The 20,816-nt window shown below is 74.7% G+C and carries 22 protein-coding genes; 15 read left to right on the top strand and 7 right to left on the bottom strand.

The features are described from left to right. Positions 1-54 precede the first annotated feature (54 nt). From QFZ82_RS03965 to QFZ82_RS03925, 9 genes are all read left to right on the top strand, one after another. On the top strand, positions 55-1,719 hold the full coding sequence (locus QFZ82_RS03965) for a carbamoyltransferase C-terminal domain-containing protein (protein WP_307711784.1): 1,665 nt from the start codon (positions 55-57) through the stop codon (positions 1,717-1,719). Beyond that, the gene (locus QFZ82_RS03960) at positions 1,716-2,789 is read left to right on the top strand and encodes a glycosyltransferase family 2 protein (RefSeq protein WP_307711783.1); all 1,074 of its coding nucleotides are present in this window, start codon (positions 1,716-1,718) and stop codon (positions 2,787-2,789) included. Before QFZ82_RS03965 ends, QFZ82_RS03960 begins: the two co-directional genes overlap by 4 nt. Then, positions 2,786-3,439: an HAD family hydrolase gene (locus tag QFZ82_RS03955; protein ID WP_307711782.1), complete on the top strand. Its 654-nt coding sequence runs from the start codon at positions 2,786-2,788 to the stop codon at positions 3,437-3,439. The genes QFZ82_RS03960 and QFZ82_RS03955 overlap by 4 nt, the downstream gene beginning before the upstream one ends. After that, complete coding sequence (locus QFZ82_RS03950; RefSeq protein ID WP_307711781.1) at positions 3,436-4,521, top strand: glycosyltransferase family 9 protein; 1,086 nt, start codon at positions 3,436-3,438, stop codon at positions 4,519-4,521. The genes QFZ82_RS03955 and QFZ82_RS03950 overlap by 4 nt, the downstream gene beginning before the upstream one ends. Further along, positions 4,518-5,483: a glycosyltransferase gene (locus tag QFZ82_RS03945; RefSeq protein WP_307711780.1), complete on the top strand. Its 966-nt coding sequence runs from the start codon at positions 4,518-4,520 to the stop codon at positions 5,481-5,483. The genes QFZ82_RS03950 and QFZ82_RS03945 overlap by 4 nt, the downstream gene beginning before the upstream one ends. Continuing rightward, on the top strand, positions 5,480-6,724 hold the full coding sequence (locus QFZ82_RS03940; RefSeq protein ID WP_307711779.1) for a glycosyltransferase: 1,245 nt from the start codon (positions 5,480-5,482) through the stop codon (positions 6,722-6,724). The genes QFZ82_RS03945 and QFZ82_RS03940 overlap by 4 nt, the downstream gene beginning before the upstream one ends. A gap of 115 nt (positions 6,725-6,839) precedes the next feature. Further along, complete coding sequence (locus QFZ82_RS03935) at positions 6,840-7,472, top strand: SIS domain-containing protein (RefSeq protein WP_307711778.1); 633 nt, start codon at positions 6,840-6,842, stop codon at positions 7,470-7,472. Further along, positions 7,469-8,872, top strand: coding sequence for a D-glycero-beta-D-manno-heptose 1-phosphate adenylyltransferase (gene rfaE2, locus QFZ82_RS03930; RefSeq protein WP_307711777.1), 1,404 nt, complete (start codon positions 7,469-7,471; stop codon positions 8,870-8,872). The genes QFZ82_RS03935 and rfaE2 overlap by 4 nt, the downstream gene beginning before the upstream one ends. A gap of 54 nt (positions 8,873-8,926) precedes the next feature. Next, positions 8,927-10,006, top strand: coding sequence for a glycosyltransferase family 9 protein (locus QFZ82_RS03925; protein ID WP_307711776.1), 1,080 nt, complete (start codon positions 8,927-8,929; stop codon positions 10,004-10,006). A gap of 56 nt (positions 10,007-10,062) precedes the next feature. Here QFZ82_RS03925 and QFZ82_RS03920 read toward each other — a convergent pair whose 3' ends face one another. Further along, complete coding sequence (locus QFZ82_RS03920) at positions 10,063-11,343, bottom strand: MFS transporter (RefSeq protein WP_373429395.1); 1,281 nt, start codon at positions 11,341-11,343, stop codon at positions 10,063-10,065. 518 nt (positions 11,344-11,861) lie between these two features. On the opposite strand from QFZ82_RS03920, the gene QFZ82_RS03915 reads away from it, so the two are divergent. Together QFZ82_RS03915 and QFZ82_RS03910 are read left to right on the top strand one after the other, a co-directional pair. Further along, the gene (locus tag QFZ82_RS03915; RefSeq protein ID WP_307711774.1) at positions 11,862-12,608 is read left to right on the top strand and encodes an SDR family oxidoreductase; all 747 of its coding nucleotides are present in this window, start codon (positions 11,862-11,864) and stop codon (positions 12,606-12,608) included. Between the two features lie 120 nt (positions 12,609-12,728). Beyond that, positions 12,729-13,145 carry a DUF2795 domain-containing protein gene (locus QFZ82_RS03910; RefSeq protein WP_307711773.1) on the top strand — a complete coding sequence of 139 codons (417 nt, stop codon included), beginning with the start codon at positions 12,729-12,731 and terminating at the stop codon, positions 13,143-13,145. A gap of 98 nt (positions 13,146-13,243) precedes the next feature. On the opposite strand, the gene QFZ82_RS03905 is transcribed toward QFZ82_RS03910, so the two are convergent. Continuing rightward, entirely contained in the window at positions 13,244-14,356 is a 1,113-nt protein-coding gene (locus QFZ82_RS03905; protein WP_307711772.1) for a galactosyldiacylglycerol synthase, read from the bottom strand. A 242-nt stretch (positions 14,357-14,598) separates the two neighbouring features. Here QFZ82_RS03905 and QFZ82_RS03900 point away from each other — a divergent pair, with 242 nt between their 5' ends. From QFZ82_RS03900 to QFZ82_RS03890, 3 genes are read left to right on the top strand one after another with little or no spacing between them, the layout of a single operon-like run. Continuing rightward, positions 14,599-15,387 (top strand): SDR family oxidoreductase, encoded by a 789-nt coding sequence (locus QFZ82_RS03900; protein ID WP_307711771.1) that lies wholly within the window; start codon positions 14,599-14,601, stop codon positions 15,385-15,387. Beyond that, a complete protein-coding gene (locus tag QFZ82_RS03895) occupies positions 15,384-16,262 on the top strand; it encodes a DMT family transporter (protein WP_307711770.1) in 879 nt (292 codons plus the stop codon). The genes QFZ82_RS03900 and QFZ82_RS03895 overlap by 4 nt, the downstream gene beginning before the upstream one ends. Next, on the top strand, positions 16,256-17,011 hold the full coding sequence (locus QFZ82_RS03890) for a polysaccharide deacetylase family protein (protein ID WP_373429227.1): 756 nt from the start codon (positions 16,256-16,258) through the stop codon (positions 17,009-17,011). The genes QFZ82_RS03895 and QFZ82_RS03890 overlap by 7 nt, the downstream gene beginning before the upstream one ends. Before the next feature lie 39 nt (positions 17,012-17,050). On the opposite strand, the gene QFZ82_RS03885 is transcribed toward QFZ82_RS03890, so the two are convergent. The 3 genes from QFZ82_RS03885 to QFZ82_RS03875 all read right to left on the bottom strand — a co-directional run bounded on the left by QFZ82_RS03885 (position 17,051) and on the right by QFZ82_RS03875 (position 18,826). Further along, positions 17,051-17,455: a ChaB family protein gene (locus tag QFZ82_RS03885; protein ID WP_307711769.1), complete on the bottom strand. Its 405-nt coding sequence runs from the start codon at positions 17,453-17,455 to the stop codon at positions 17,051-17,053. Between the two features lie 154 nt (positions 17,456-17,609). Continuing rightward, complete coding sequence (locus tag QFZ82_RS03880) at positions 17,610-18,398, bottom strand: hypothetical protein (RefSeq protein WP_307711768.1); 789 nt, start codon at positions 18,396-18,398, stop codon at positions 17,610-17,612. A gap of 269 nt (positions 18,399-18,667) precedes the next feature. After that, the gene (locus QFZ82_RS03875; protein ID WP_307711767.1) at positions 18,668-18,826 is read right to left on the bottom strand and encodes a hypothetical protein; all 159 of its coding nucleotides are present in this window, start codon (positions 18,824-18,826) and stop codon (positions 18,668-18,670) included. A gap of 262 nt (positions 18,827-19,088) precedes the next feature. On the opposite strand from QFZ82_RS03875, the gene QFZ82_RS03870 reads away from it, so the two are divergent. Next, complete coding sequence (locus tag QFZ82_RS03870; RefSeq protein WP_307711766.1) at positions 19,089-19,451, top strand: hypothetical protein; 363 nt, start codon at positions 19,089-19,091, stop codon at positions 19,449-19,451. Positions 19,452-19,609: 158 nt separating this feature from the next. On the opposite strand, the gene QFZ82_RS03865 is transcribed toward QFZ82_RS03870, so the two are convergent. Both QFZ82_RS03865 and QFZ82_RS03860 read right to left on the bottom strand, forming a co-directional pair. Then, positions 19,610-20,362 carry an SDR family NAD(P)-dependent oxidoreductase gene (locus QFZ82_RS03865; RefSeq protein WP_373429226.1) on the bottom strand — a complete coding sequence of 251 codons (753 nt, stop codon included), beginning with the start codon at positions 20,360-20,362 and terminating at the stop codon, positions 19,610-19,612. Continuing rightward, positions 20,359-20,781: a VOC family protein gene (locus tag QFZ82_RS03860; protein ID WP_307711765.1), complete on the bottom strand. Its 423-nt coding sequence runs from the start codon at positions 20,779-20,781 to the stop codon at positions 20,359-20,361. Before QFZ82_RS03860 ends, QFZ82_RS03865 begins: the two co-directional genes overlap by 4 nt. Positions 20,782-20,816: the final 35 nt, after the last annotated feature.

The following is a 20,816-nucleotide window of genomic DNA, read 5'->3' as shown; positions in this document are numbered from 1 at the left end:
CCTTCCCACCGCGCGGCCGGCTCCGCCCCGATCCGCCGAAAGGCCTGGCACTCCATGCGCATTCTTGGAATCAACGCTCTCTTCCACGACCCCGCCGCCGCCCTCGTCATCGACGGCCGATGCGTGGCAGCCGCGGAGGAGGAACGTTTCTCCCGGCGTAAGCACGGCAAGCGACCGGTGCCGTTCTCGGCCTGGGAACTCCCGGAGAAGGCCGCCGCCTGGTGCCTCAAGAGGGCCGGACTGCGCCCCCAGGACCTCGACGCCGTGGCGTACTCCTTCGATCCCGCCCTCGCCCGGCCCGCGGACGCCATGGGCCTGGACGACCCCTGGGACCACCTCAGGCTGACCTACGCCCGCCAGGCACCGGGATTCCTCGCGGAGGCGCTGCCCGGACTCGATCCGCAGGCAGTGCGATTCGTCCCGCACCACATGGCGCACGCCGCGTCGAGCGCCTTCGCCGCGCCCGGTGCCGAGGCGTCCTCCGTGCTGGTCCTCGACGGCCGCGGCGAGCGGGCCTCGCACCTGGCAGCGCACCGCGTGGGCGACCGCCTCGAGGCCCTGCACGCACAGGAGCTGCCGCACTCCCTGGGCCTGGTCTACGAGGAACTCACCGAACACCTCGGATTCCTGCGTTCCTCCGACGAGTTCAAGGTGATGGCACTCGCCTCGCACGGCACCCCCCGCATGCTGCCCGAACTGCGCCGGTACGTGCACCCCACCGGTGACGGAGGCTTTCGCGCCACGGCCGTCCCCTGGTCCGAACTGTGCGCGCCGAGAGGCCCGGACGAGCCCTGGACCCAGGACCACGCCGACGTCGCGGCCAGCGCCCAGGCCGTCCTGGAGGAGACCCTCCTCGACCTCGTGCGCTGGCTCCACGGACGCACGCACGACAGCGTCCTCACCCTCGCCGGCGGCGTCGCGCTCAACTGCGTGGCGAACTCCCGGATCGCCCGCGAGGGCCCCTTCTCCCGCGTATGGGTGCAGCCGGCCGCCGGCGACGCGGGCACCGCGCTCGGTGGCGCCCTGCTCCTCGCGGCCGGACAGGGCGACGATCCGCAGCCCATGACCGGCGCGGACCTCGGCAGGGACTGGTCGGACGCGGAACTGGGCGCCTGGCTCAAGACGGCGGCCGTGCCCTTCGAGCGGCCCGCGGACATCGCCGCGACCGTCGCCCGGGCCCTCGCCGACAACGCGATCGTGGCCTGGTTCCAAGGGCGTTCGGAGTACGGCCCCAGGGCTCTGGGCCACCGCTCGCTGCTGGCCCACCCCGGCCACGCGGGGAACCTGGAACGGCTCAACGACGTCAAGGGCAGGGAGCAGTTCCGGCCGGTCGCGCCCATGGTGCTCGCCGACCGCGCAGCCGACATCTTCGACGGCCCGCTGCCCAGCCCCTACATGCTGTTCGTCCACGACGTGGCGGACGCCTGGAGGGAACGGATCCCGGCCGTCGTGCACGTCGACGGCACCGCCCGCATCCAGACCGTCGACCCCGCGAGCGAACCGCTGGTCGCCCGCATGCTCGGCGAGTTCGAGCGGCTCACCGGCCTTCCCGTGGTGGTCAACACCAGCCTGAACACGGCCGGCAGGCCCATGGTGGACGACCCGCGCGACGCCCTGGAGTGCTTCGGTTCCGCACCGGTCGACCTGCTGGCCATCGGGCCGTACGCGATCCGGCGCGCCGGTCTCTTCCAGAGCACCGACGAGGGGGCCATGCGATGACCGCCTTCGGACCGTGGTCGCCCGAGACCGCCTACGCCGTGGTCGTCCCGACCATCGGACGCCCCAGCCTGAACGTCTGCCTGCGCGCGCTGGCGGACGCCTCAGGACCGAAACCGGCACGGGTGGTCCTCGTCGACGACCGGCCGGCCGCCGACGCCACGCCTCTCCCGGTCGAGATACCCGCCGCCCTGCAGCCCGTGACCACCGTCGTCCCCGGCCGCGCGCGCGGGCCCGCCGCTGCCCGCAACACGGGGCGCCAGGCGGCCGGTCCCGTGCCCTGGATCGTCTTCCTCGACGACGACGTGGTGCCCGGCCCCACCTGGGGCGAGGACCTCACGCGCGACCTCGCGGCCACGACGTACCGGACCGCGGGGGTCGCGGCCCGCATCACCGTGCCGCTCCCCGCGGACCGCCGGCCCACGGACTGGGAGCGCAACACCGCGGGTCTGGCCACCGCCCGGTGGATCACCGCCGACATGGCGTACCGCAGGGAAGCCCTGGACGCCGTCGGCGGGTTCGACGAACGGTTCCGCCGCGCCTTCCGCGAGGACGCGGATCTGGCCCTGCGGGTCCTCGCCGCGGGCTGGACGCTGAACACCGGCACCCGCGGCACCACGCACCCCGTCCGCCCGGCCGACCGGTGGGTGTCCGTACGCCTCCAGGCGGGCAACGCGGACGACGTGCTGATGAACCGGCTGCACGGTCCCGACTGGTGGAGCCGCGCGGACGCCCCGCGCGGACGCCTGCCCCGCCACCTCGCCGTCACGGCCGCCGCCGTGGCCGCCCTGTCGTGCGCGGCACTGCGGCGGCCGGCGGCGGCCGCGGGCTGCGCCGCAGCCTGGCTGGCCGGCACCGCCGAACTGGCCGCGGCACGCGTCGCGCCCGGCCCGCGGACCCGGCACGAGATCGTCACCATGGCGCTGACCAGCGTCCTCATTCCCCCCGTGGCGACCTGGCACTGGCTGCGCGGCCAGGTGCGGCACCGCGGCACCCCGCCGTTCGACCCGGTGGCCACGACAAGGCCGCCGCGCGCTCCGCGCGAGGCGTCCCGGCAGCGGGTGCTGCCATGACCTCCCCCTCCACGGTGCGCCCCCGGCGGCCCGCGACCGGTCCCTGGCTCTTCTACGGACCCAGGGGTGCGCGCCCGCACGCCGCCGCGTTCCGGCGGGGCGCGGGGGTACACGGCGCTCTTCCGCAGGCCGTCCTGTTCGACCGGGACGGCACGCTCGTCGCCGACGTCCCCTACAACGGCGATCCCGCCCGGGTCACACCCATGCCGTCCGCGCCGGAAGCCGTCGCCGCCCTGCGCTCGCTGGGAATCCCGGTGGGCGTCGTCAGCAACCAGTCGGGCGTCGCCCGGGGCGTGCTGACACGGCGTCAGGTCGAGTCGGTGCGGCAGCGGGTCGACGCGCTCTTCGGGCCCTTCGCGGTCTGGGCCGTCTGCCCCCACGGACCGGACGACGGCTGCGGCTGCCGCAAGCCGGCGCCCGGCCTCGTGCTCGCCGCCTGCGAACGGCTCGGAGCGACCCCCGAACGCACCGTCGTCATCGGGGACATCGGCTCGGACATCGCGGCCGCCCGCGCGGCAGGCGCGCGCGGTGTGCTGGTGCCGACCCCGGCGACGCGGCCCGAGGAGATCACCGCCGCCGAGGAGACGGCCACCGACCTGATCGACGCCGTCCGCCTGGTGCTGGCCCGTTCACGGGGTGGCCGCCGATGACGGCCCCCCGGACCCTCGTCGTCCGCCTGGACAGCGCCGGCGACGTCCTCCTCGCCGGACCCGCCGTGCGCGCGGTGGCGGCGGGCTCCTCGCACACCGCCCTGCTGTGCGGGCCGCACGGCGAGCGGGCCGCGCGGCTCCTGCCCGGCGTGGACGAGGTCCTCGTGTACGACGCGCCCTGGGTCGGGCTGCAACCGGCGCCCGTCTCGCGCGAGGAGACACGCGCCCTGCTGACGGCCCTGTCCGACGGCCGCTACGACCGCGCCCTCGTACTCGTCTCCTACCACCAGAGTCCGCTGCCCGTCGCCCTCCTGCTGAAGCTCGGCGGTGTCCGCTGGACCGCGGCCGACAGCGAGGACTACCCCGGCGCCCTGCTGGACCTGCGCCACCACCGGCTGCCCCGCCGTCACGAGGCCGAGGCCGCCCTCGACCTGGCCCGGGACGCCGGGTTCCCCCTGCCCCCTTCCGACTCCGGGGCGCTGCGCGTCTGCGACCCGCCGGACACCACCCACCTCACGGGACCGGAGCCGTACGTCGTGCTCCACCCCGGGGCGGCGGTGCCGGCCCGGTCGTGGAGTGCCGGACGGGCGGCCCGGGCCGTGGCCGCGCTCACCGCCGCAGGACACCGCGTCGTCGTCACCGGCGGCACCGGGGAGAAGGACCTCACCGCCCGCGTCGCCGGCGACCACGCCCTCGACCTCGGCGGTGCCACCGATCTCCCTCACCTCGCGGGCGTCCTCGCGCGGGCGAGCGTCGCCGTGGTCGGCAACACCGGGCCCGCGCACCTCGCCGCCGCCGTGGGGACGCCGGTCGCCTGCCTGTTCGCGCCGGTGGTCCCGGCCGAGCGCTGGCGTCCCTACGGCGTTCCGCACGTGCTGCTCGGCGACCAGCACGCGCCCTGCGCGGGCAGCAGAGCCCGTCGCTGCCCGGTCCCCGGCCACCCCTGCCTCGACGCCGTCACCGACAGCGCGGTGCTCGACGCCGTCACCGCGCTCGGCGGCGGCCCGGTCACCGCAACCGCTCCGGCCGGAGCGGCCGTCCCGGGCCGGGCATCCGGAACCGAACGAGGAGCGAGCGTATGAACATCCTGCTGTGGCACGTTCACGGATCCTGGACGACCGCCTTCGTCCAGGGCCCCCACACGTACCTCGTTCCCGTCACACCACGCCGCGACCCGGACGGTCTCGGCCGCGCACGCACCTTCTCCTGGCCCGACTCGGTCCGGGAGGTGACGCCGGAGGAGCTGGGCCGGACACAGGTCGACCTCGTCCTCCTCCAGCGCCCGCACGAGATGGACCTCGCCGAACGCTGGCTCGGCGGACGCCGCCCCGGCCGCGATGTGCCCGCCGTCTACCTGGAGCACAACGCGCCCGACGGAAACGTCCCCGACACGCGGCACCCCTTCGCCGACCGCGACGACCTGACGCTCGTCCACGTCACTCACTTCAACCGGCTGTTCTGGGACAACGGCTCCACCCGCACCCACGTCGTCGAACACGGCATCGTCGACCCGGGGCACCAGTACACCGGGAACCTGGCCCGCGCGGCCGTCGTCGTCAACGAGCCGGTCCGGCGCGGCCGGTACACCGGTACGGACCTGCTGCCGGCCCTGTCGGAGGCGGCCCCCCTCGACGTCTTCGGCATGCGTACCGAGGGCCTCGCCGCACACCTCGGCCTCTCCGCCGACCGGTGCCGCACGGCCGATCTGCCGCAGCAGGAACTGCACACCGCCCTCGCGCAGCGCCGGCTGTATCTGCACCCGGTGCGCTGGACCTCCCTGGGACTGTCCCTGCTGGAGGCCATGCACCTGGGCATGCCCGTCGTGGCCCTCGCCACCACCGAAGCGGTGGAGGCGATACCGCCCGGGGCGGGCACGCTGTCCACCCGGCCCGAGGTCCTGGCGCGGGCCGCCCGCCGCTACCTGGCCGAACCGGAAGCCGCTGCCGAGGACGGCGCGCGCGCCCGCCAGGCAGCCCTCGAACGGTACGGGCTCAAACGCTTCCTGACCGACTGGGAGCGTCTGATCACGGAGGTGCGCTCATGACATCCCTCGGCCCTCTCCCCGTCGGCACACTGTCCATCGCGCTGGTCTCCGAGCACGCGAGCCCGCTCGCCACCCTGGGCGGCGTCGACGCGGGCGGACAGAACGTGCATGTCGCGCGCCTGGCCTGCGCACTCGCCGACCGGGGCCACAGCGTCACCGTCTACACCCGCCGGGACGCCCCCGACCTCCCGCAGCGCGTCCGGCTGCGCGACGGCGTCGAGGTGCACCATGTGCACGCGGGACCTCAGGAGAAGATCCCCAAGGACGAACTACTGCCGCACATGCTGGCGTTCAGCCGCCACCTCGTCCGCGAGTGGCAGGCGTGCCCGCCCGACGTCGTGCACTCGCACTTCTGGATGTCCGGCCTCGCCTGCCTGGAGGCGGTCGCGGATCTCCGGATCCCGCTGCTGCAGACGTACCACGCGCTCGGCACGGTGAAGCTGCGCCACCAGAGGCAGTTCGACACCAGCCCGCCGGCGCGCATCGCCTGCGAGAAGGAAGTGGGCCTGGCGTGCGACCGGGTGGTGGCCACCTGCCGCGACGAGGTCGTCGAACTCGGCAGGATGGGCATCCCGGCCCACCGGATCAGCATCGTTCCGTGCGGCGTCGACACCGATCAGTTCACGCCGCACGGGCCGGTCGCCGACCGTGGTCCGTACCGCCACCGGCTGCTGCATCTCGGCCGCCTCGTGCCCCGCAAGGGCGCGGCGGTCTCCATCGCCGCCCTCAGCCGGCTGCCCGAGGCCGAACTCGTCGTGGTCGGCGGCCCTCCGGCGGACCGGCTCGACGACGACCCGGAGGTCCGCCGGCTGCGGCACGTCGCGCAGTCGGAGGGAGTCGACGACCGGGTCACGTTCACGGGCGGAGTCCCCCCGGAGGAGGTCGCACCGCTGCTGCGGAGCGCCGACGTGGTGCTGTGCCCCGCGGACTACGAACCGTTCGGCATCGTGCCCCTGGAGGCGATGGCCTGCGGCAAGCCGGTCGTCGCCAGCGCGGTGGGCGGCCACCTCGACACCGTCGCCGACCCGGCCGCCGGCCGCCTCGTGCCGCCCGGCTCGCCCGACGCCCTCGCCCACGCCACGGCCGAACTCCTCGCGGACACCGCCCTGCGGGAGACGTGCGGGGCGGCAGGCCGCCGCCGTGTCCTCAGCCGCTACGGCTGGCCCAGGATCGCGGCAGCCACCGAGACGGTGTACACAACGGTGCTCGCCGCCCGCTACGCCGTGACACGAGCGACCTGAGAGGCGGACAGGAGCGACCTGAGACGCACGCCATGCGAAGCCTCGCGCAGCACCGACGCCCGAAGGAGGTGCGGGTCAGGCCGTCGTCCCGTACGACGCGCCGCCCCCGACGACGATGAGCGAACACCTTGCACTCCAGGACGCGCACCAGCACTGCCAGTCGCTGCAGGACGCGCTCGGCCGGTTCCGCCGGCACGGCATCGGCCGGATCGCGGACTGGGCCGCACACCTCGCCGTGGTCCTCCCCGCGGGCGGCCGCCTGCTGGCCGCGGGCAACGGCGGAAGCGCCGCCCAGGCCCAGCACCTGACCGCGGAACTCGTGGGACGGTACCGGCAGGAACGTCCCGCCTTCTCGGCCATCTCCCTGCACGCGGAGACGTCCAGCGTCACCGCCATCGGCAACGACTACGGGTTCGACCAGGTGTACTCCCGGCAGGTGTCCGCGCACGGCCGCCGCGGCGACGTCCTCGTCCTGCTGTCGACGTCGGGGCGCAGTGCCAACCTGATCTCCGCCGCCGTGACCGGCCGGGCGGCCGGACTGCGCGTCTGGGCGATGACCGGGCCGGGCCCCAACCCGCTGGCCGAGGCGGCCGACGACGCGCTGTGCATCGACGCCTCCTCCACGGCGACCGTGCAGGAGGCCCATCTGGTCGCCGTGCACCTGCTCTGCGAATGCTTCGACGCGGCGTCGCCCGTCGCCGGGACGGTCGTGAAACGGCCCGTGGCCGTCCACCGGAGGACCCCGTGACGGGGCCCGGGCCGCTCGTGGTCGTCGGCGACGTGCTGCTGGACGAGGACGTCGACGGCGTCGCCACCCGCCTGTCGCCCGATGCGCCGGCCCCGGTCGTCGACGTCACCGGCGACCGGCGACGGCCCGGCGGAGCCGGTCTGGCCGCCGCGCTGGCAGCCCGCGCCGGCCGGGACGTGACCCTGGTGACCGCGCTCGGCGACGATCCGGCCAGCGAGGTCGTACGGGCCGCTCTGCGGGACCGCGTACGGCTCGTGGAACTGCCGCTCGAAGGCTCGCTGCCCGTGAAGACGCGTGTTCTGGCGGGCGGCCGGCCCCTCGTACGGATCGACCGCGGCGGCGGCACCCCCGGCGCGCCGGACGGTGCCGTCCGCGACGCGCTGGAGCGGGCCCGTGCCGTCCTCGTCGCCGACTACGGGCGGCACACGGCGCGAGCCGTACGCGACGAGCTCGCCGCCGCGGCCCGTCGCGTACCGCTGGTGTGGGACCCGCATCCCCGGGGGGACGCGCCGGTGCCCGGGGCCCGGATCGTCACGCCCAACGCGGCGGAGACCCGCGCCCTGTGCGACGCCGACACGGGCGACTCGCTGCGCGCGCACGCTTGTCGGGGCTCGGAGCTGGCGGACCGCTGGCGGGCCGCCGCCGTCGCCGTGACGCTCGGCGAGCGGGGCGTGATGCTGACACTGCCGGGCGGCGGGACGCCGATGCTGGTGCCCGTCCCCTACCGGGCCGAGGGCGACCCCTGCGGCGCCGGCGACTGCTTCGCCGTCACAACCGCCGCGGCACTGGCCGACGGCGCGCTCCCCGAGGAGGCCGTGCAGCGGGCCGTGGCCGTAGCGGCCGCGTTCGTCGCGGCGGGCGGCGCCGGGAACCCGGCCCTGTGGCGTACGGCGGCTCCGGCCGCGCCACCGCGGACCCGCGAGACCGACCCGTTCGCCCTGGCCCGCGAGGTCCGCGCCCGCGGCGGCACGGTCGTCGCCACCGGCGGCTGCTTCGACCTGCTGCACGCGGGCCATGTGGGGCTGCTGGAGAGCGCGCGGCGGATCGGCGACTGCCTCATCGTGTGCGTCAACTCCGACGCGTCCCTCGCCCGCCGCAAGGGGCCGGGCCGGCCGCTCAACCACCTGGCGGACCGCGTACGCGTCCTGGCGGCGCTCGGCAGCGTGGACGCGGTCGCGGTGTTCGACGAGGACACCCCGGAGGCGCTGCTGAGCAGACTGCGCCCGGACGTGTGGGTGAAGGGCGGCGACTACGCGGTCGAGGACCTCCCCGAGGCGGAGGTCCTGCGGACGTGGGGCGGCCAGGCGGTGGTCCTGCCCTACCTCGACGGCCGCTCGACGACCCTGCTGGCCCACCGCGCGGCGCAGGCCGCCGTACGGTCCGGCCCGTCCCCGGCCTGACGGCCCCGGCAGTGCCGGTCCGGGCCGCCCTCACGCGAGAGAGGTGTACGTGACGTGAGCACGCCCCGCAATGCGGCTCCCCGGGACGACGGTGACCGGGCGGCGGCAGCGCGCCCGCGCCTGCTGGTGCTGCGCGCACTCGGCCTGGGCGACCTGCTGACGGCGGTGCCCGCGCTGCGTGCGCTGCGCCGGCACCTGCCCGGCCACGACCTCGTGCTCGCCGGACCCCGCAGGCTGTCGGCGGCGGCCGCTGCCACCGGCCTGGTGGACCGGCTGCTGCCCACCACGGCGACCGGACGGGACGTGCCCGCCGAGCTGGCCTGGAGCGGACCGGAACCCGACGTCGCCGTGGACCTGCACGGCAACGGCCCGCCCAGCCACCTGCTCCTCCAGCGGCTCGGCCCCCGACGCCTGTTCGCCTACGCGCACCCCGGCACGCCCGGGATCGAGGGACCGGTGTGGCGGGAGGACGAGCACGAGCGGGACCGCTGGTGCCGGCTGCTCGCCTGGTACGGCATCGCCGCGGACCCCGGCGAGGTGTGGATCCCGCCCGCGCCCGTCCCCTCCCCGGCCCCCGGCGCCGTCGTGGTCCACCCCGGCGCCGACGCGGGCGCCCGCCGCTGGCCGCCCGAGCGGTTCGCGGCCGTGGCGGGAGAGCTGCACCGCTCGGGCCACGACGTCGTGGTGACCGCCGGTGCGGGCGAGGGGCCGCTCGCACACCAGGTGGCGTGCGCGGCGGGTCTGCCGCCCGGGGCGGTGCTGGGAGGCGGGGACGACGTCCCCTTCGAGCGGCTCGCCGCGCTGGTCGGGCAGGCGCGCTGCGTGGTGGTGGGGGACACCGGGCTCGCCCATCTCGCGACGGCGCTGGGCACGCCGTCCGTCGTCCTGTTCGGCCCGGTGGCGCCGCGGCTGTGGGGGCCGCCCGCCGCCGCACGGCACCGCGTGCTGTGGCACCCCGGCGGGGACGACTCGCCCCGCCCGGGGGACGCCCACGGGCGGCTCCCGGACGAACGGCTGCTGAGGATCGGTGTCGACGAGGTCGTCGACGCGGTCCGCGCCCTGCCGGAGCCGGACCCGGCTCGCTCACGCGGGCCGGCGGCGGAGCCCGGAAGGACCAAGGTGGCGCAGGCGTGAGCCCGCGGCCGAGGCGGCGGCACGGGCGGCCGGCGGCGGTGATCAGGCCGTGGTGGTCAGGCGGCGGTGGTCAGGACCGGACGCTGTTCGGCCGCGTCGGTCTCCTCCGCGCGCAGGACCACGGTCGGAGCCGTACGGCGACGGTGCAGGAGGCCGCCCGCGCCGATCGCGCCCGCGATGAGCAGTCCACCGGTGACGAGAGCGCCCCGCGCCCCGGCGAGCTCCATGAGCAGGCCGAGCGCCGGCGGTCCGGCCAGACCCCACAGGGTGCGGATGCTGCCCCAGACGCCGAGGACACGGCCGCGCAGATGTGCGGGCGGGTCCGTCTGGAGGACGGTCGTCCCGGCGGTGTCCGACACGGATTCGACCACGGCCATGGGCAGAACGAGGACCAGCAGCACGGCCAGCGACGGCGACAGGCCCGCCACCACCTGGAGCAGGGCGCCCACGGCGGCCAGCGTGCCGACCAGGCGTACGGAGGGCTTGCGCAGCCGGGCGCCGAGCACGGCGCCGACGATGCCGCCCACCGCGAGAACGGTGGACACCGTGCCGAACGCCCCGGCGCCTCCGGCGAGCGGGCCCGTGACGAGGACCGCCAGGGTGAGGCCGTAGTTGCGTCCGAACATGGCACTGATGCCGGTGATGCCGGCGAGCGCTACCAGGCGCGGGCGGCGCATGAAGAACGCCAGGCCCTGACGCACCGTCATGTCGTCCTGGTGTGCCGCACCCCCGTCCGCGCGCCGCGGCGCGGGCACTGCTCCGCGTTCCGCGCGCGGCCGCGGGACCGTCTTGTGCACAGGACGCAGGAAGGGGATGACACAGGCGACGAACACGAACGAGAGCCCGTTGGCGGCATAGGCGGCGCCGGTGCCGAGGAAGCCGACCGTCGCACCCGCGAGCGCCGCGCCCGCGAGCCGCCCGGCGTTGTGCACCAAAGAACCCACGCCGATGGCGGAGGGCACGTCCTCGGTGCGGACCAGGTCGTTGCCCAGCAGCGCACACGCCGGCCCGTCGACCGTGGCGATCACACCGGTGACGGCGGCGAGCGCCATCAGGATGCCGAGGTTGAGCTGGTCGAAGGCCACCAGGAACGCCGTCAGGAACGCCACGGCACCGAGCAGCGCCTGGCTGGCGGCCGCGGTCAGTTTGCGGGGCCAGCGGTCGACGGCGGCGCCGCCCGCGACGCTCATCAGCAGGCCGGGCGCCGCCTGCACGGACATCGACAGACCCGTCGCCGCAGCGGAGCCCGTGATCTGCAGGACCAGCAGGTTCTGCACGGTCAGCTGCATCCATGTACCGGCGTTGGAGACGAAGTTGGCGACGGACCACCAGCGCATGCTGCGGTACCTGAGGGAACGCCAGGGCGAGCGGTCGGTGGCGGACGCGGACGTGCCGGAGCGGACGGCGGAGGAAGAAGACACAGTGAAGTACCGGGAGGCAGGTGCGGCATACGGCGGACGTCGGACGGCCGGCGGCTCTGCGCGGCTGATCCACCGGATCTGTCGGGTGCCGTGGCGCCCGGGGGCGGTTCACCCCGGGAGACGGCGTCGACCATCGTGGCAGACCGGAACGGACAAGAGCCGCCACTGGGCGGCGCGGTGACGGCGGCCGGTCCGCACAGCCCTTGTGCCGCCTGGGAACGTGTACTCCTCGTGTGCTTGCTCACAGGGCCCACCGGACGGCCGGCCCTGTGAGCGCGGGGCCGGTGAAGGTGACGGCGGCCACTCCCGCGGGCCGCGGGAGGTGGCCTAGTACGGCGTGCCGCGGGCACCCGGCGGAGTCACAGTGAGAGACGGAGCGGTTTCCCGGCGCACACGGTGGCACCCGGACGGTGCAGTCAAGGAGAGGCAGGGACATGGGCAGCGCAGCGCAGGTCGATCTTCGGGGCAAGCAGGCACTGGTGACCGGAGGTGCCCGGGGCCTGGGAGCCGCCATCTCGCGCAGGCTGGCCGGGGCAGGGGCGTCGGTCCTCGTGGCGGATGTACGGAAGGAGATCGCACGGGAGCTGTGCGAGGACCTGACCCGATCCGGTCACGACGCCCGCTTCGTGGAGCTGGACGTCTGCGACTCCGCGATGGTCGCGGACGTCTTCCGCGATCTGGACGCCGAAGGGCAGGCGGTGGACATCCTGGTCAACAACGCCGCCGTCGACGTCTCCAAGCCGATCGAGCACCTGACGGCGGACGAGGTGACCCGCGTCGTCACCACCAATCTCCTGGGCCCCATGTACCTGTGCCTGGAGACGTATCGCCGCATGATCGCGCGCGGCGGCGGACACATCGTCAACATCCTCTCGACGGCGGCGAACCGCACCTGGACCGAGGCCGGACCGTACTCGGCGGGCAAGTCGGGCCTGCGCGCGTTCACGCACACCCTCTTCAAGGAGGCGCAGCGGGACTGTCCGGGGATCGGCGTCACGGGCATCATCGCCGGCGGCATGGAGACGCCGTTCATCCTGGAGCGGTTCCCGGACGCGGACGTCTCGATGCTGCAGAGCCCCGACATCGTGGCCGACACACTGCTGTACGCGCTCTCGGTGCCGCCCGGCAGCGCGGTCGCCGAACTGGTCGTCGTCCCGCGCAAGGAACCGTCCTGGCCCTGACTACCGCACAGCGCGCTCCGGCGCCGGGCGGCCGGTTCGTATGGGTCTGCCGTACTCGGGTACCCGGCCCTGCGGCAGGGCACCCCAAGCACGCGCAGGAACGAAGGAGGCGCCCAGGACATGAACAGGATGGAGCGAGGCAGCAACCCGGTGAGCCCGCGCGAGGACGACGAGCGGAAGCACGAACTGGAGGGCTACCTCCGGTCCGGCCGGCACACGCACGCGGAAGAGGCCTACGACCCGGAGCCCACCGCCGACGACGACGTCGCGGTGCACCCGGGCGGTCCGGTCCCGCCCCCCGGAGAGGCCCGCGAGCAGGCCGAGGCGCAGGCCGGTGCCGACGCCCTGCGCCTGGAGCTCGCCCGGCACCTCGACCGGACGGTGTTCCCGGCGGACCGCCGTGCAGTGCTGCGCGCCTTGGAGGAGAGCCACGCGCCCGAACCGGTGCTGGAAGAGGCGCGCCGGCTCCCGGAGGACGGCACCTTCCACAACGCGGACGAGATCGTCAGGGCGCTCGGTCACCGGCCCACCACCTGAGGAACCACGAGAAGGACCACGACCGAAGGAGTGCAGAGGGCCCCGCCGGCCGCCCGCACACGCCGTCGGCCCCCGTCGCCCCCACTCGGCGGACCGGGTCACGAAGGGCCGTGGCCCGCGGGCCCGGGGAGGCAGAAGTCACTGATCAGTGCGACGGCGTCGGCGGTGAACGCCGCCGCGCCGCGGGCGCGCTGCCGGTCCCGGGCGGCTCCGGCGGACGCCAGCCGGTCCACGGCCCGCAGCAGTTCCGGCAGATCCCGGGCGTGGACGGAGAGGCCGGCCGCCGCCATGCTCCGTACGCCCTCGGCGCCGTGGCCCGGGACGGGCCGGTAGCCGATGACGGGAACGCCCGAGGCGAGCGCCTGCGCCGCGGTCTGCCCGGCCGCATTGTCGATCAGGACCCGCACCGACGCGAAGAGCTCGGGCATGTCGGGGACCCATCCATGCCCCAGCACGCCCGGCAGCCGGGCCGTGCGTCGCATCAGGGCACGGTCCCGCCCGCACAGGACGACGGGCAGCCATCCGTGGCCGGCGAGCGATCGCGCGGTGTCCGGGACCGCCGAGCCCACACCCCACGAGCCCGTGGACAGCAGCACGGGCGCCCGGCCGGGCGCCAGCCGCGCGAAGTCGCCCTCCCAGTGGGAGCGCGCGCGGGCCTTTGTACGGAACCGGGGCGCGACGACCGGTCCCGACACCAGCGCGGGCCGCCCGGTCTCCGCGCGGACCGCCGCAGCGGCCTGCTCGGTGACACACACGTACAGGTCGTTGCCCGGATGCAGCCACCCTCGGTGCACCGCGAAGTCCGTGAGGAAGACGGCCGCGGGTACCGACAGCCTCCCTTGGGAGCGCAGCCGTCCGGTGATCTCGGCGGCCAGGTGGAACGTGGAGACGACCGCGTCCGGCCGCCACAGCTCCACCAGTTCCATGAGTCTGCGCTCCGCCGCCGCGGCCAGCGGCGTGCTGCTGGGCCGCGGTCCCTCGGCGGGGGACAGGAACAGGGCGTAGATCCCCGCGTACAGCCGGGGAACGTGCCGGACGGCCGCCTCGTAGAAGGAGCGCACGGCCGGGCCCGCGCCCGGGGGAAGGAGCGTCAGCACGTCCCGCACGACGGCGTGGTCGCCGCGCTCGCGCAGCCTGCGGGCCAGTTCGGCGGACACCGCGTCGTGGCCCGCGCCCATGCCGGCGCTGAGGAGCAGGAATCGCCGCCGCATGATCCTCTGGTCCTCCGAGGGAGCGTCCGGGCTTCGTCAGGGGCTCCATGCCGTGGCGGACGGACACCGAATCGAGCCGTTCGGGTGACTCGGCGCCGGGAGGACCGTTCGTGGACGGGCGGTTGCCCGCCGCAGCGCCGAAGCTGGCAGGGGGCCAGGCCGTCGAGAGATCCGGAGGACTGCCGGTGCGTGGGACGAGGCGCAGGACCAGTCGCCGGGCTCGGCACGGCGCGGGGCAGGGCATGTCGCGGCGCGTCGCCCGCTCGGGCGGGGTGCCGCCGGTCGTTCTCGTCACCGGGGCGTCCTCGGGCATCGGCGAGGCCGTCGCGGCCGCCCTCGCGGCCGAGGGCGGCTGGCGGCTGCTGCTCAGCGGCCGTGACCGCGACCGTCTCGCGGCGGTCGCGGGCCGCACCGGCGGCCACGCGCTGCCTGCCGACCTGGTGGTCCCTGCCGAACGCGACCGGCTGGCCCGACAGGCGCTGGACCACGCGGGCCACGTCGACGCGCTGGTCGCCTCGGCGGGCATCGGCTGGTACGGCCCCTTCACCGCGATGCCCGCCGAGGCCGTCGACCGGCTGCTGACCGTCAATCTCGCCGCGGTGATCCACATGGTGCGGCTGCTGCTGCCGCAGATGGTGGCGCGCAGGACGGGGCGGGTAGTCCTCATCGGCTCGATGGCCGGCTGCGTCGGCGTGCCCAACGAGGCCGTCTACGCCGCCGGCAAAGGAGGCCTGCTGGCCTTCGCCGAGAGCCTGCGCCAGGAACTCGCGGGCACCCGCGTGCGGGTGTCGGTGATCTCGCCCGGTGCCGTGGACACACAGTTCTTCGCCCGTCGCGGGGCCCCGTACCACCGCGGCCGGCCGCGTCCGGTGCCCGCCGAGCGGGTGGCCGACGCGGTCAGGGAGGCACTCGTACGGGGTCGCAGCGACCTGTTCGTGCCCGGGTGGCTGGCCGTGCCGGCGCGGCTGCACGGTGTCGCGCCGGGCCTCTTCCGCTACCTGGCCGGACGGGCCGAACCGGCGGCGCGATGATCGCGGTCTCGATCGTCCTGGCCCTGCTCGCCGCCCTCGGCAACGCGGCGGCGTCCGTGCTGCAGCGGCGCGCGGCCGCCGAGGAGGCGGACCCGTCCTGCGAGCCCGCCCGCCCGTGGTCGTGGGTGGTCCGGCTGGTCCGGCGGCCGATCTGGATCTGGGGCGCGGCCCTGCTCGCCGTCTCGGGGCTGTGCCAGGCGGCCGCCCTCGCCACCGGCCCGCTGTCGGTCGTGCAGCCCGTCATGACCACGGAGCTGCTCTTCACCCTGGCCATCGGCGGCATCGTGTTCCGCCGCCGCCCGGACGGCCGCACCTGGTGGGCCTTCCTCGCCATGGCCACGGGCCTCGCCGTCTTCCTCGCACTCCTCGAACCGTCCGGCGAGCGGGCGACCGTACCGGGAGTCCGGTGGCTGTGGACGGCCGTAGCCGTCGCGACGGCGGTCGTCGCGCTCGTCGCCGTGTCACCGCGCCTCCCGTCCGCGCCACGGGCGGCCGTCCTCGGCACGGCGACAGCCCTCGGCTTCGCCTGCACCGCCGCGCTGATCAAGGACGCGACGGGACGGCTGGACGAAGGCATCGCCGCCCTGTTCGCCGCGTGGCAGTTGTACACCGCGTTCGCCGTCGGACTCGGCAGCTTCCTGCTGCTCCAGGTGACCCTGCGGGCGGGCACGCTCGTCGCCTCGCAGCCCGCGCTGACCCTGGGCGACGCCCTGCTCAGCGTGGTCCTCGGCTCGGTGCTGTTCGGCGAACACGTCGAACTGGGACTGCGGATCCTGCCCGAGGCGGCCGCACTGGCCGTGCTCGTCGCCGGCACGGCGCAACTGGCCAGGTCGCCCCTGCTCGCGGGCCAGGAAGACAAGGAGGCAGCGTGGTGACCACCCCACACGCGGCCGCGCCCGGCGGGCGCAGGACCGCCGTCCCGGCCGCCGCCGCGGCGGCGCTGGCGGTGACGGCATGGCACATCGGACCGGCGGCCACCTGGATCCCGTCCGTCCGGGGGGCGCTCGGAGCGACCCTCGACGGCCGTGGGGACCCCCGCCGGGTGGCCCTCACCTTCGACGACGGTCCCGACCCCGGCAGTACCCCCGACTTCCTCCGCGCCCTCGACCGGCTCTGCGTGCGCGCCACGTTCTTCGTGCTCGGCAGCAGGCTCGCGCGGCATCCCGAGCTGGGGCGCCGCATCGCCGCCGAGGGCCATGAACTGGCCGTGCACGGCTGGCGCCACGAACGCGGCTGGGCGCCCCGCCCGGTCCGTGACGCGCATGACGTGGCCCGTGCCGCGGACGCCGTCCACGGAGTGTCGGGCGTGTACCCGCGCTGGTACCGGCCCGCCTACGGCGTCCTCACCGGCGGACGCTGGGCAGCGGCACGCCGCGCCGGGCTGACGCCGGTGCTCTGGTCGGCCTGGGGTCGCGACTGGACCGCATCCGCCACTCCCGGCAGGGTCCTCGCGGAGGTCACGAGCACTTTGCGTGGGGGCGCCACGGTGCTGCTCCACGACACCGACGCGTACAGCGCGGCCGGTTCGTGGCGGGTCACGCTGGCCGCGCTGCCCTTGGTGGTGGAGGAGTGCCGGTCCCGCGGACTGACGGTGGGACGGCTCGCCGACCACGGCATCGGCTGACCGGCGGGGCCGGCCGGGGACAGCCCCGTCCCACACGTCTCACTGTGAACGGGCCTGGCGGGTCTTCGCACGGTTCTCCTTGCGAATGGCCTCCAGCAGCTCGGACCTGCTCATCCGGGACCGGCCCGCGATGTCCAGGCGCTGGGCCAGGTCGTACAGGTGCTGCTTGGTGGCGTTCTCGTCGACACCCTCACCGCTGCGGGCGGGCCGCTGCCGCGGCGTCTGCGCCCGCGGGTCCGACGGTCCCTTGCGGCCGTGTTCCTTCCGCTCCCAGTGGTCGGCGACCTTCTCATGCGTGTGCTTGAGCGCGCTGAAGGCGACCCGATGGGCCCGCTCGCCTTCGCCGTACTGCTCCACGGCGGAATCGTGGGCCTTGATCCATGTGCGCTGTGCGTCCTTGGACGAGCGCTCCAGCGTCGAAGGGAGCTCTTCGCGTCCTGGCATGGTTCACCTCCGGTGCGATGCAGGCCGTGTGCCCTCTGCGCTCCGCACGAAACGGTGCCGCGCGGGGAAACGCCGACGACCGCGCAGAGACTGCGCGGTCGTCGAGGGGACGCCGGTTCCGGCGTCACGAGTCGGAGTGACGCCCGTCCTGCCGTCAGCCGAGGCAGAGGACGAGCAGGCACACCTCGCTCGGCGACGTGGTCGCCGTTTGCGACGGCGTCGCCTCCGCACGGTCCTCGCCCGATGTGCCCGAATCGCCCGTGCTGCCCGAGGCGCTCGGCTTCTGCGCGGCGGAGTCGTCGGCCGTGGGCCGCGGGGCCGGGGCCTCGGAGCGCTGCGCCTCCGGCCGTGCGGCCGCCTCCGTGGCAGGGCGCTGCGGCGGAGGCGTGGCCGCGGGGCGGGCCACGGTGATCGTCGCAGTCCGCTGCCGCGGGACGGCGGTCGGGGAGGGACCGCTGTCCGGCTTCCGCGTCGCCTTCTTGGCCGGCTCCGCGGACGGCGAGATGGGCTCGCTCATCCGGGCCGCGTTGGGGGTGACGGTGTCGGGCGCCGAGACCGCGTTCATCTTGCCCTTGGAGGACCCGGAGGGCAGCGCCGCGATGGTGAGGCCGCCGCCGACGAGGGCGATGGCCGTTCCGGCCACGGCGCGGCGCCGGTTCTTCTTCCAGCGGGCGAGCTGCCGCCGCCGGGCCGCACGGCCCGGCGCGCCGGAAGCGGTGGATCCGGAGGCCGTGACCGGTCCGTCGCCCGCGGAGCCGTCCGGCACGGCCGTCCCCGCTCGTGCGCCGGCGACGTCCCGGGAACCGGGTCCGGACGGCGGCTTGGGGGCGGGCGACCGCTCCGCGCGGAACGAGTCCCACTCCGCCGTGGCCGTCGTCGCCTGGTCACCGCTGTGAGAGGGCGGGGCGATGTCCGGTGCGTACGCGCCGCAACCCGGGCACACCAGAGCTCCGTTGAGGTGCCGACGACATGACGAGCAGTAGTCCATCTGCAAACTTTCTGTGCTGCCGGAGCTGCCAGAGACATCGGCGCCTTGTGCGCTGTCGCGCATGGGTTCGGTCGGCCAGCAACGCTAGCCGCGATCTCGGCAGGCGCTGCGCATTACTTGTGATGCTTCTGCAAAGATCGGCCGCCGGCCGTGACCTCGCGGTGGTGCCGGGGTACGCGGGCGCAGGCACCGGCGGCCCGGCCGGGGAGCCGGCTGCTGAGACGTCAGCCGGTCCCGGTCACCACGTCCCACGACGCCGTCGCGAGGTCGGCGGTACGGTCCAGCTCTGCCTGCGAGGCGCCGTCGCGCGCCCGTACGGACATGCCCTGGCGGACGGCGGTGCAGTACGCCGCGACCGCTTCCACGTCCGCGTCCGGATGCACATCGCCTCCGCGGACGCCCTGTTCCGGGCGGCGTTGCGGGCCGGTCGGTCTTGGGCGACGGAAATTCTCGTAGTCGTCGATATCGGGCCTGTCCGGCCTGCGTGTAACGCTTCGTCCGCGTGCGGCGCAGTTTCGGGCAGGGGCGCGACGAGCGCCCTGTGGGCGGTCACGGCCGGGATTTCTCCCGCTGCGGGAATTCTCTTTGCGCAGTGACCGCGCTTCCGTGCCGTCGAGGCGGTGTACGCGTCAGATTGGGACTCCAGTGAGTAACACCGAACCCCTGCCGGACCAGCGGCAGTACGACTTCAACCAGAGCGGCGAACCACGCCGCTCCCGTGACGGGGACGGGTCCGCCGCACGCCGGGCCGCCCTGGTCATCCACACGATCGCCGACGTCGCCGCGGTGTTCCTGGGGCTGTGGATCCTGCTCTACCTGCTCGAGGCCAACCGTTCGAACATCTTCGTCGAGTTCGTCGAGGGGATGGCCGACTGGCTGGCGTGGTGGTCACAGGACATTTTCACGATGGACACGGACGGTCTTCGCGTTCTCCTCAATTACGGACTGCCCGCAGTGATCTATCTGCTGGTCGGTCACGGTATCTCCTCGCGAGTCCGCCGCCTCTGACCGAATTCCCGATGCATTCACGGCCCGTTCGGGTTTGTGGAGAAAAGGAAAACGCCGCGCGAAGGACGTGCAACTCATTTCGCTGCAGGCCGGCTCGTACACCGGGGCCGAAAAGGGGCCGGCGTCCGCATGGACGCCGGCCCCTTCGCGTCGGCCGCTCAGGTGCGCAGGTACGAGGCTCCGTTGACGTCCAGGACCGCGCCCGAGCACCACGTGGCTTCGGGCGAGGCGAGATGGAGCACGGCGGAGGCGATCTCCTCCGGGGCCGCGACGCGGCCGAAGGGGCTCTGCGACCGGATCTGCTCGCCCTCCGCGCCGCTGAGCCGGTCGGCGACCCGCTCGGTGGCGACGAAACCGGGCGCCACCGAGGCGACCGCGATGCCGTGCGGCGCGAGCGAGACGGCCAGCGACTGGCCGAACGCGTGCAGCGCCGCCTTGGTGGCGCCGTACGCCGGATGGTCGGGCTCGCCCCGGAACGCGCCGCGTGAGCCGATGTTCACGATGCGCCCGGCCCGGCCGCCGTCGATCATGCGGCGGGCGGCGCAGTAGCTGACGTTGACGGCGCCGAACAGGTTCACGGCGGCGGTGCGCTGCCACGCCTCCTGCCAGTCCGTGTACGACGTGCTGGGCAGCGGGTGACGGATCATCACCGCGGCGTTGTTCACCAGGACGTCCACGCCGCCGAGCGCCTCGTCGGCCTCGGCTACCAGGGATTCGACGCGCGCCGCATCGGTGAGGTCGCCCTGGACCAGTGTGTGGCCGCCACCGTCCAGACCGGCGAGCGTCTCCTCCGCGTCGGACTGCCGGGTGGAGCAGTGCACCGCGACCCGGTCGCCCTGCCGGGCGAACGCCGCGGCGACAGCGCGTCCGATGCCCCGTGACGCGCCGGTCACCAACACACCCCGGTTCACTTGGCGAAGACCTGCGACTCGTCCTGGAACGCCTTGAACTCCAGGGCGTTGCCCGCCGGGTCGAGCAGGAACATCGTCCACTGTTCCCCGGGTTCGCCCGCGAAGCGCACGTAGGGCTCGATGACGAACGCGGTGTCTGCCGCGCGCAGGCGTTCCGCCAGCTCGTGGAAGTCCGGGACGGACAGGATGAGGCCGAAGTGCGGTACCGGCACATGGTGGCCGTCCACGGCGCCCCGCACCGGGCGCCCTGCGGCCCGATTGCCGTCGAGATGCGTGACCACCTGATGTCCGTGGAAGTTCCAGTCGATCCAGGTGTCCGCGGAGCGGCCCTCGGGAAGTGCGAGCACCTCGCCGTAGAACCGGCGTGCCGCGGCCAGATCGTCGACGGGTACGGCGAGATGGAAGCCGGGGCGGGACATGCGGGGCTCCTTCCGTGGCGTCACCCGACTTTGAC

The organism is Streptomyces sp. V4I23 (assembly GCF_030817975.1).
GTDB lineage: Bacteria > Actinomycetota > Actinomycetes > Streptomycetales > Streptomycetaceae > Streptomyces.
Note: the sequence above shows the minus strand (reverse complement) of the source record. Positions and strands in the feature narration are given on the sequence as shown.

Excerpts from the sequence above, each read along its gene's own strand:
- QFZ82_RS03860 (WP_307711765.1), bottom strand. The coding sequence starts at position 20,781 with ATGTCCCGCCCCGGCTTCCATCTCGCCGTACCCGTCGACGATCTGGCC.
- QFZ82_RS03885 (WP_307711769.1), bottom strand. The coding sequence starts at position 17,455 with ATGCCAGGACGCGAAGAGCTCCCTTCGACGCTGGAGCGCTCGTCCAAG.
- QFZ82_RS03960 (WP_307711783.1), top strand. The coding sequence starts at position 1,716 with ATGACCGCCTTCGGACCGTGGTCGCCCGAGACCGCCTACGCCGTGGTC.
- QFZ82_RS03920 (WP_373429395.1), bottom strand. The coding sequence starts at position 11,343 with ATGCGCTGGTGGTCCGTCGCCAACTTCGTCTCCAACGCCGGTACATGG.
- QFZ82_RS03900 (WP_307711771.1), top strand. The coding sequence starts at position 14,599 with ATGTCGCGGCGCGTCGCCCGCTCGGGCGGGGTGCCGCCGGTCGTTCTC.
- QFZ82_RS03955 (WP_307711782.1), top strand. The coding sequence starts at position 2,786 with ATGACCTCCCCCTCCACGGTGCGCCCCCGGCGGCCCGCGACCGGTCCC.
- QFZ82_RS03935 (WP_307711778.1), top strand. The coding sequence starts at position 6,840 with ATGAGCGAACACCTTGCACTCCAGGACGCGCACCAGCACTGCCAGTCG.
- QFZ82_RS03910 (WP_307711773.1), top strand. The coding sequence starts at position 12,729 with ATGAACAGGATGGAGCGAGGCAGCAACCCGGTGAGCCCGCGCGAGGAC.
- QFZ82_RS03940 (WP_307711779.1), top strand. The coding sequence starts at position 5,480 with ATGACATCCCTCGGCCCTCTCCCCGTCGGCACACTGTCCATCGCGCTG.
- QFZ82_RS03895 (WP_307711770.1), top strand. The coding sequence starts at position 15,384 with ATGATCGCGGTCTCGATCGTCCTGGCCCTGCTCGCCGCCCTCGGCAAC.
- QFZ82_RS03915 (WP_307711774.1), top strand. The coding sequence starts at position 11,862 with ATGGGCAGCGCAGCGCAGGTCGATCTTCGGGGCAAGCAGGCACTGGTG.
- QFZ82_RS03965 (WP_307711784.1), top strand. The coding sequence starts at position 55 with ATGCGCATTCTTGGAATCAACGCTCTCTTCCACGACCCCGCCGCCGCC.
- QFZ82_RS03950 (WP_307711781.1), top strand. The coding sequence starts at position 3,436 with ATGACGGCCCCCCGGACCCTCGTCGTCCGCCTGGACAGCGCCGGCGAC.
- QFZ82_RS03945 (WP_307711780.1), top strand. The coding sequence starts at position 4,518 with ATGAACATCCTGCTGTGGCACGTTCACGGATCCTGGACGACCGCCTTC.
- QFZ82_RS03905 (WP_307711772.1), bottom strand. The coding sequence starts at position 14,356 with ATGCGGCGGCGATTCCTGCTCCTCAGCGCCGGCATGGGCGCGGGCCAC.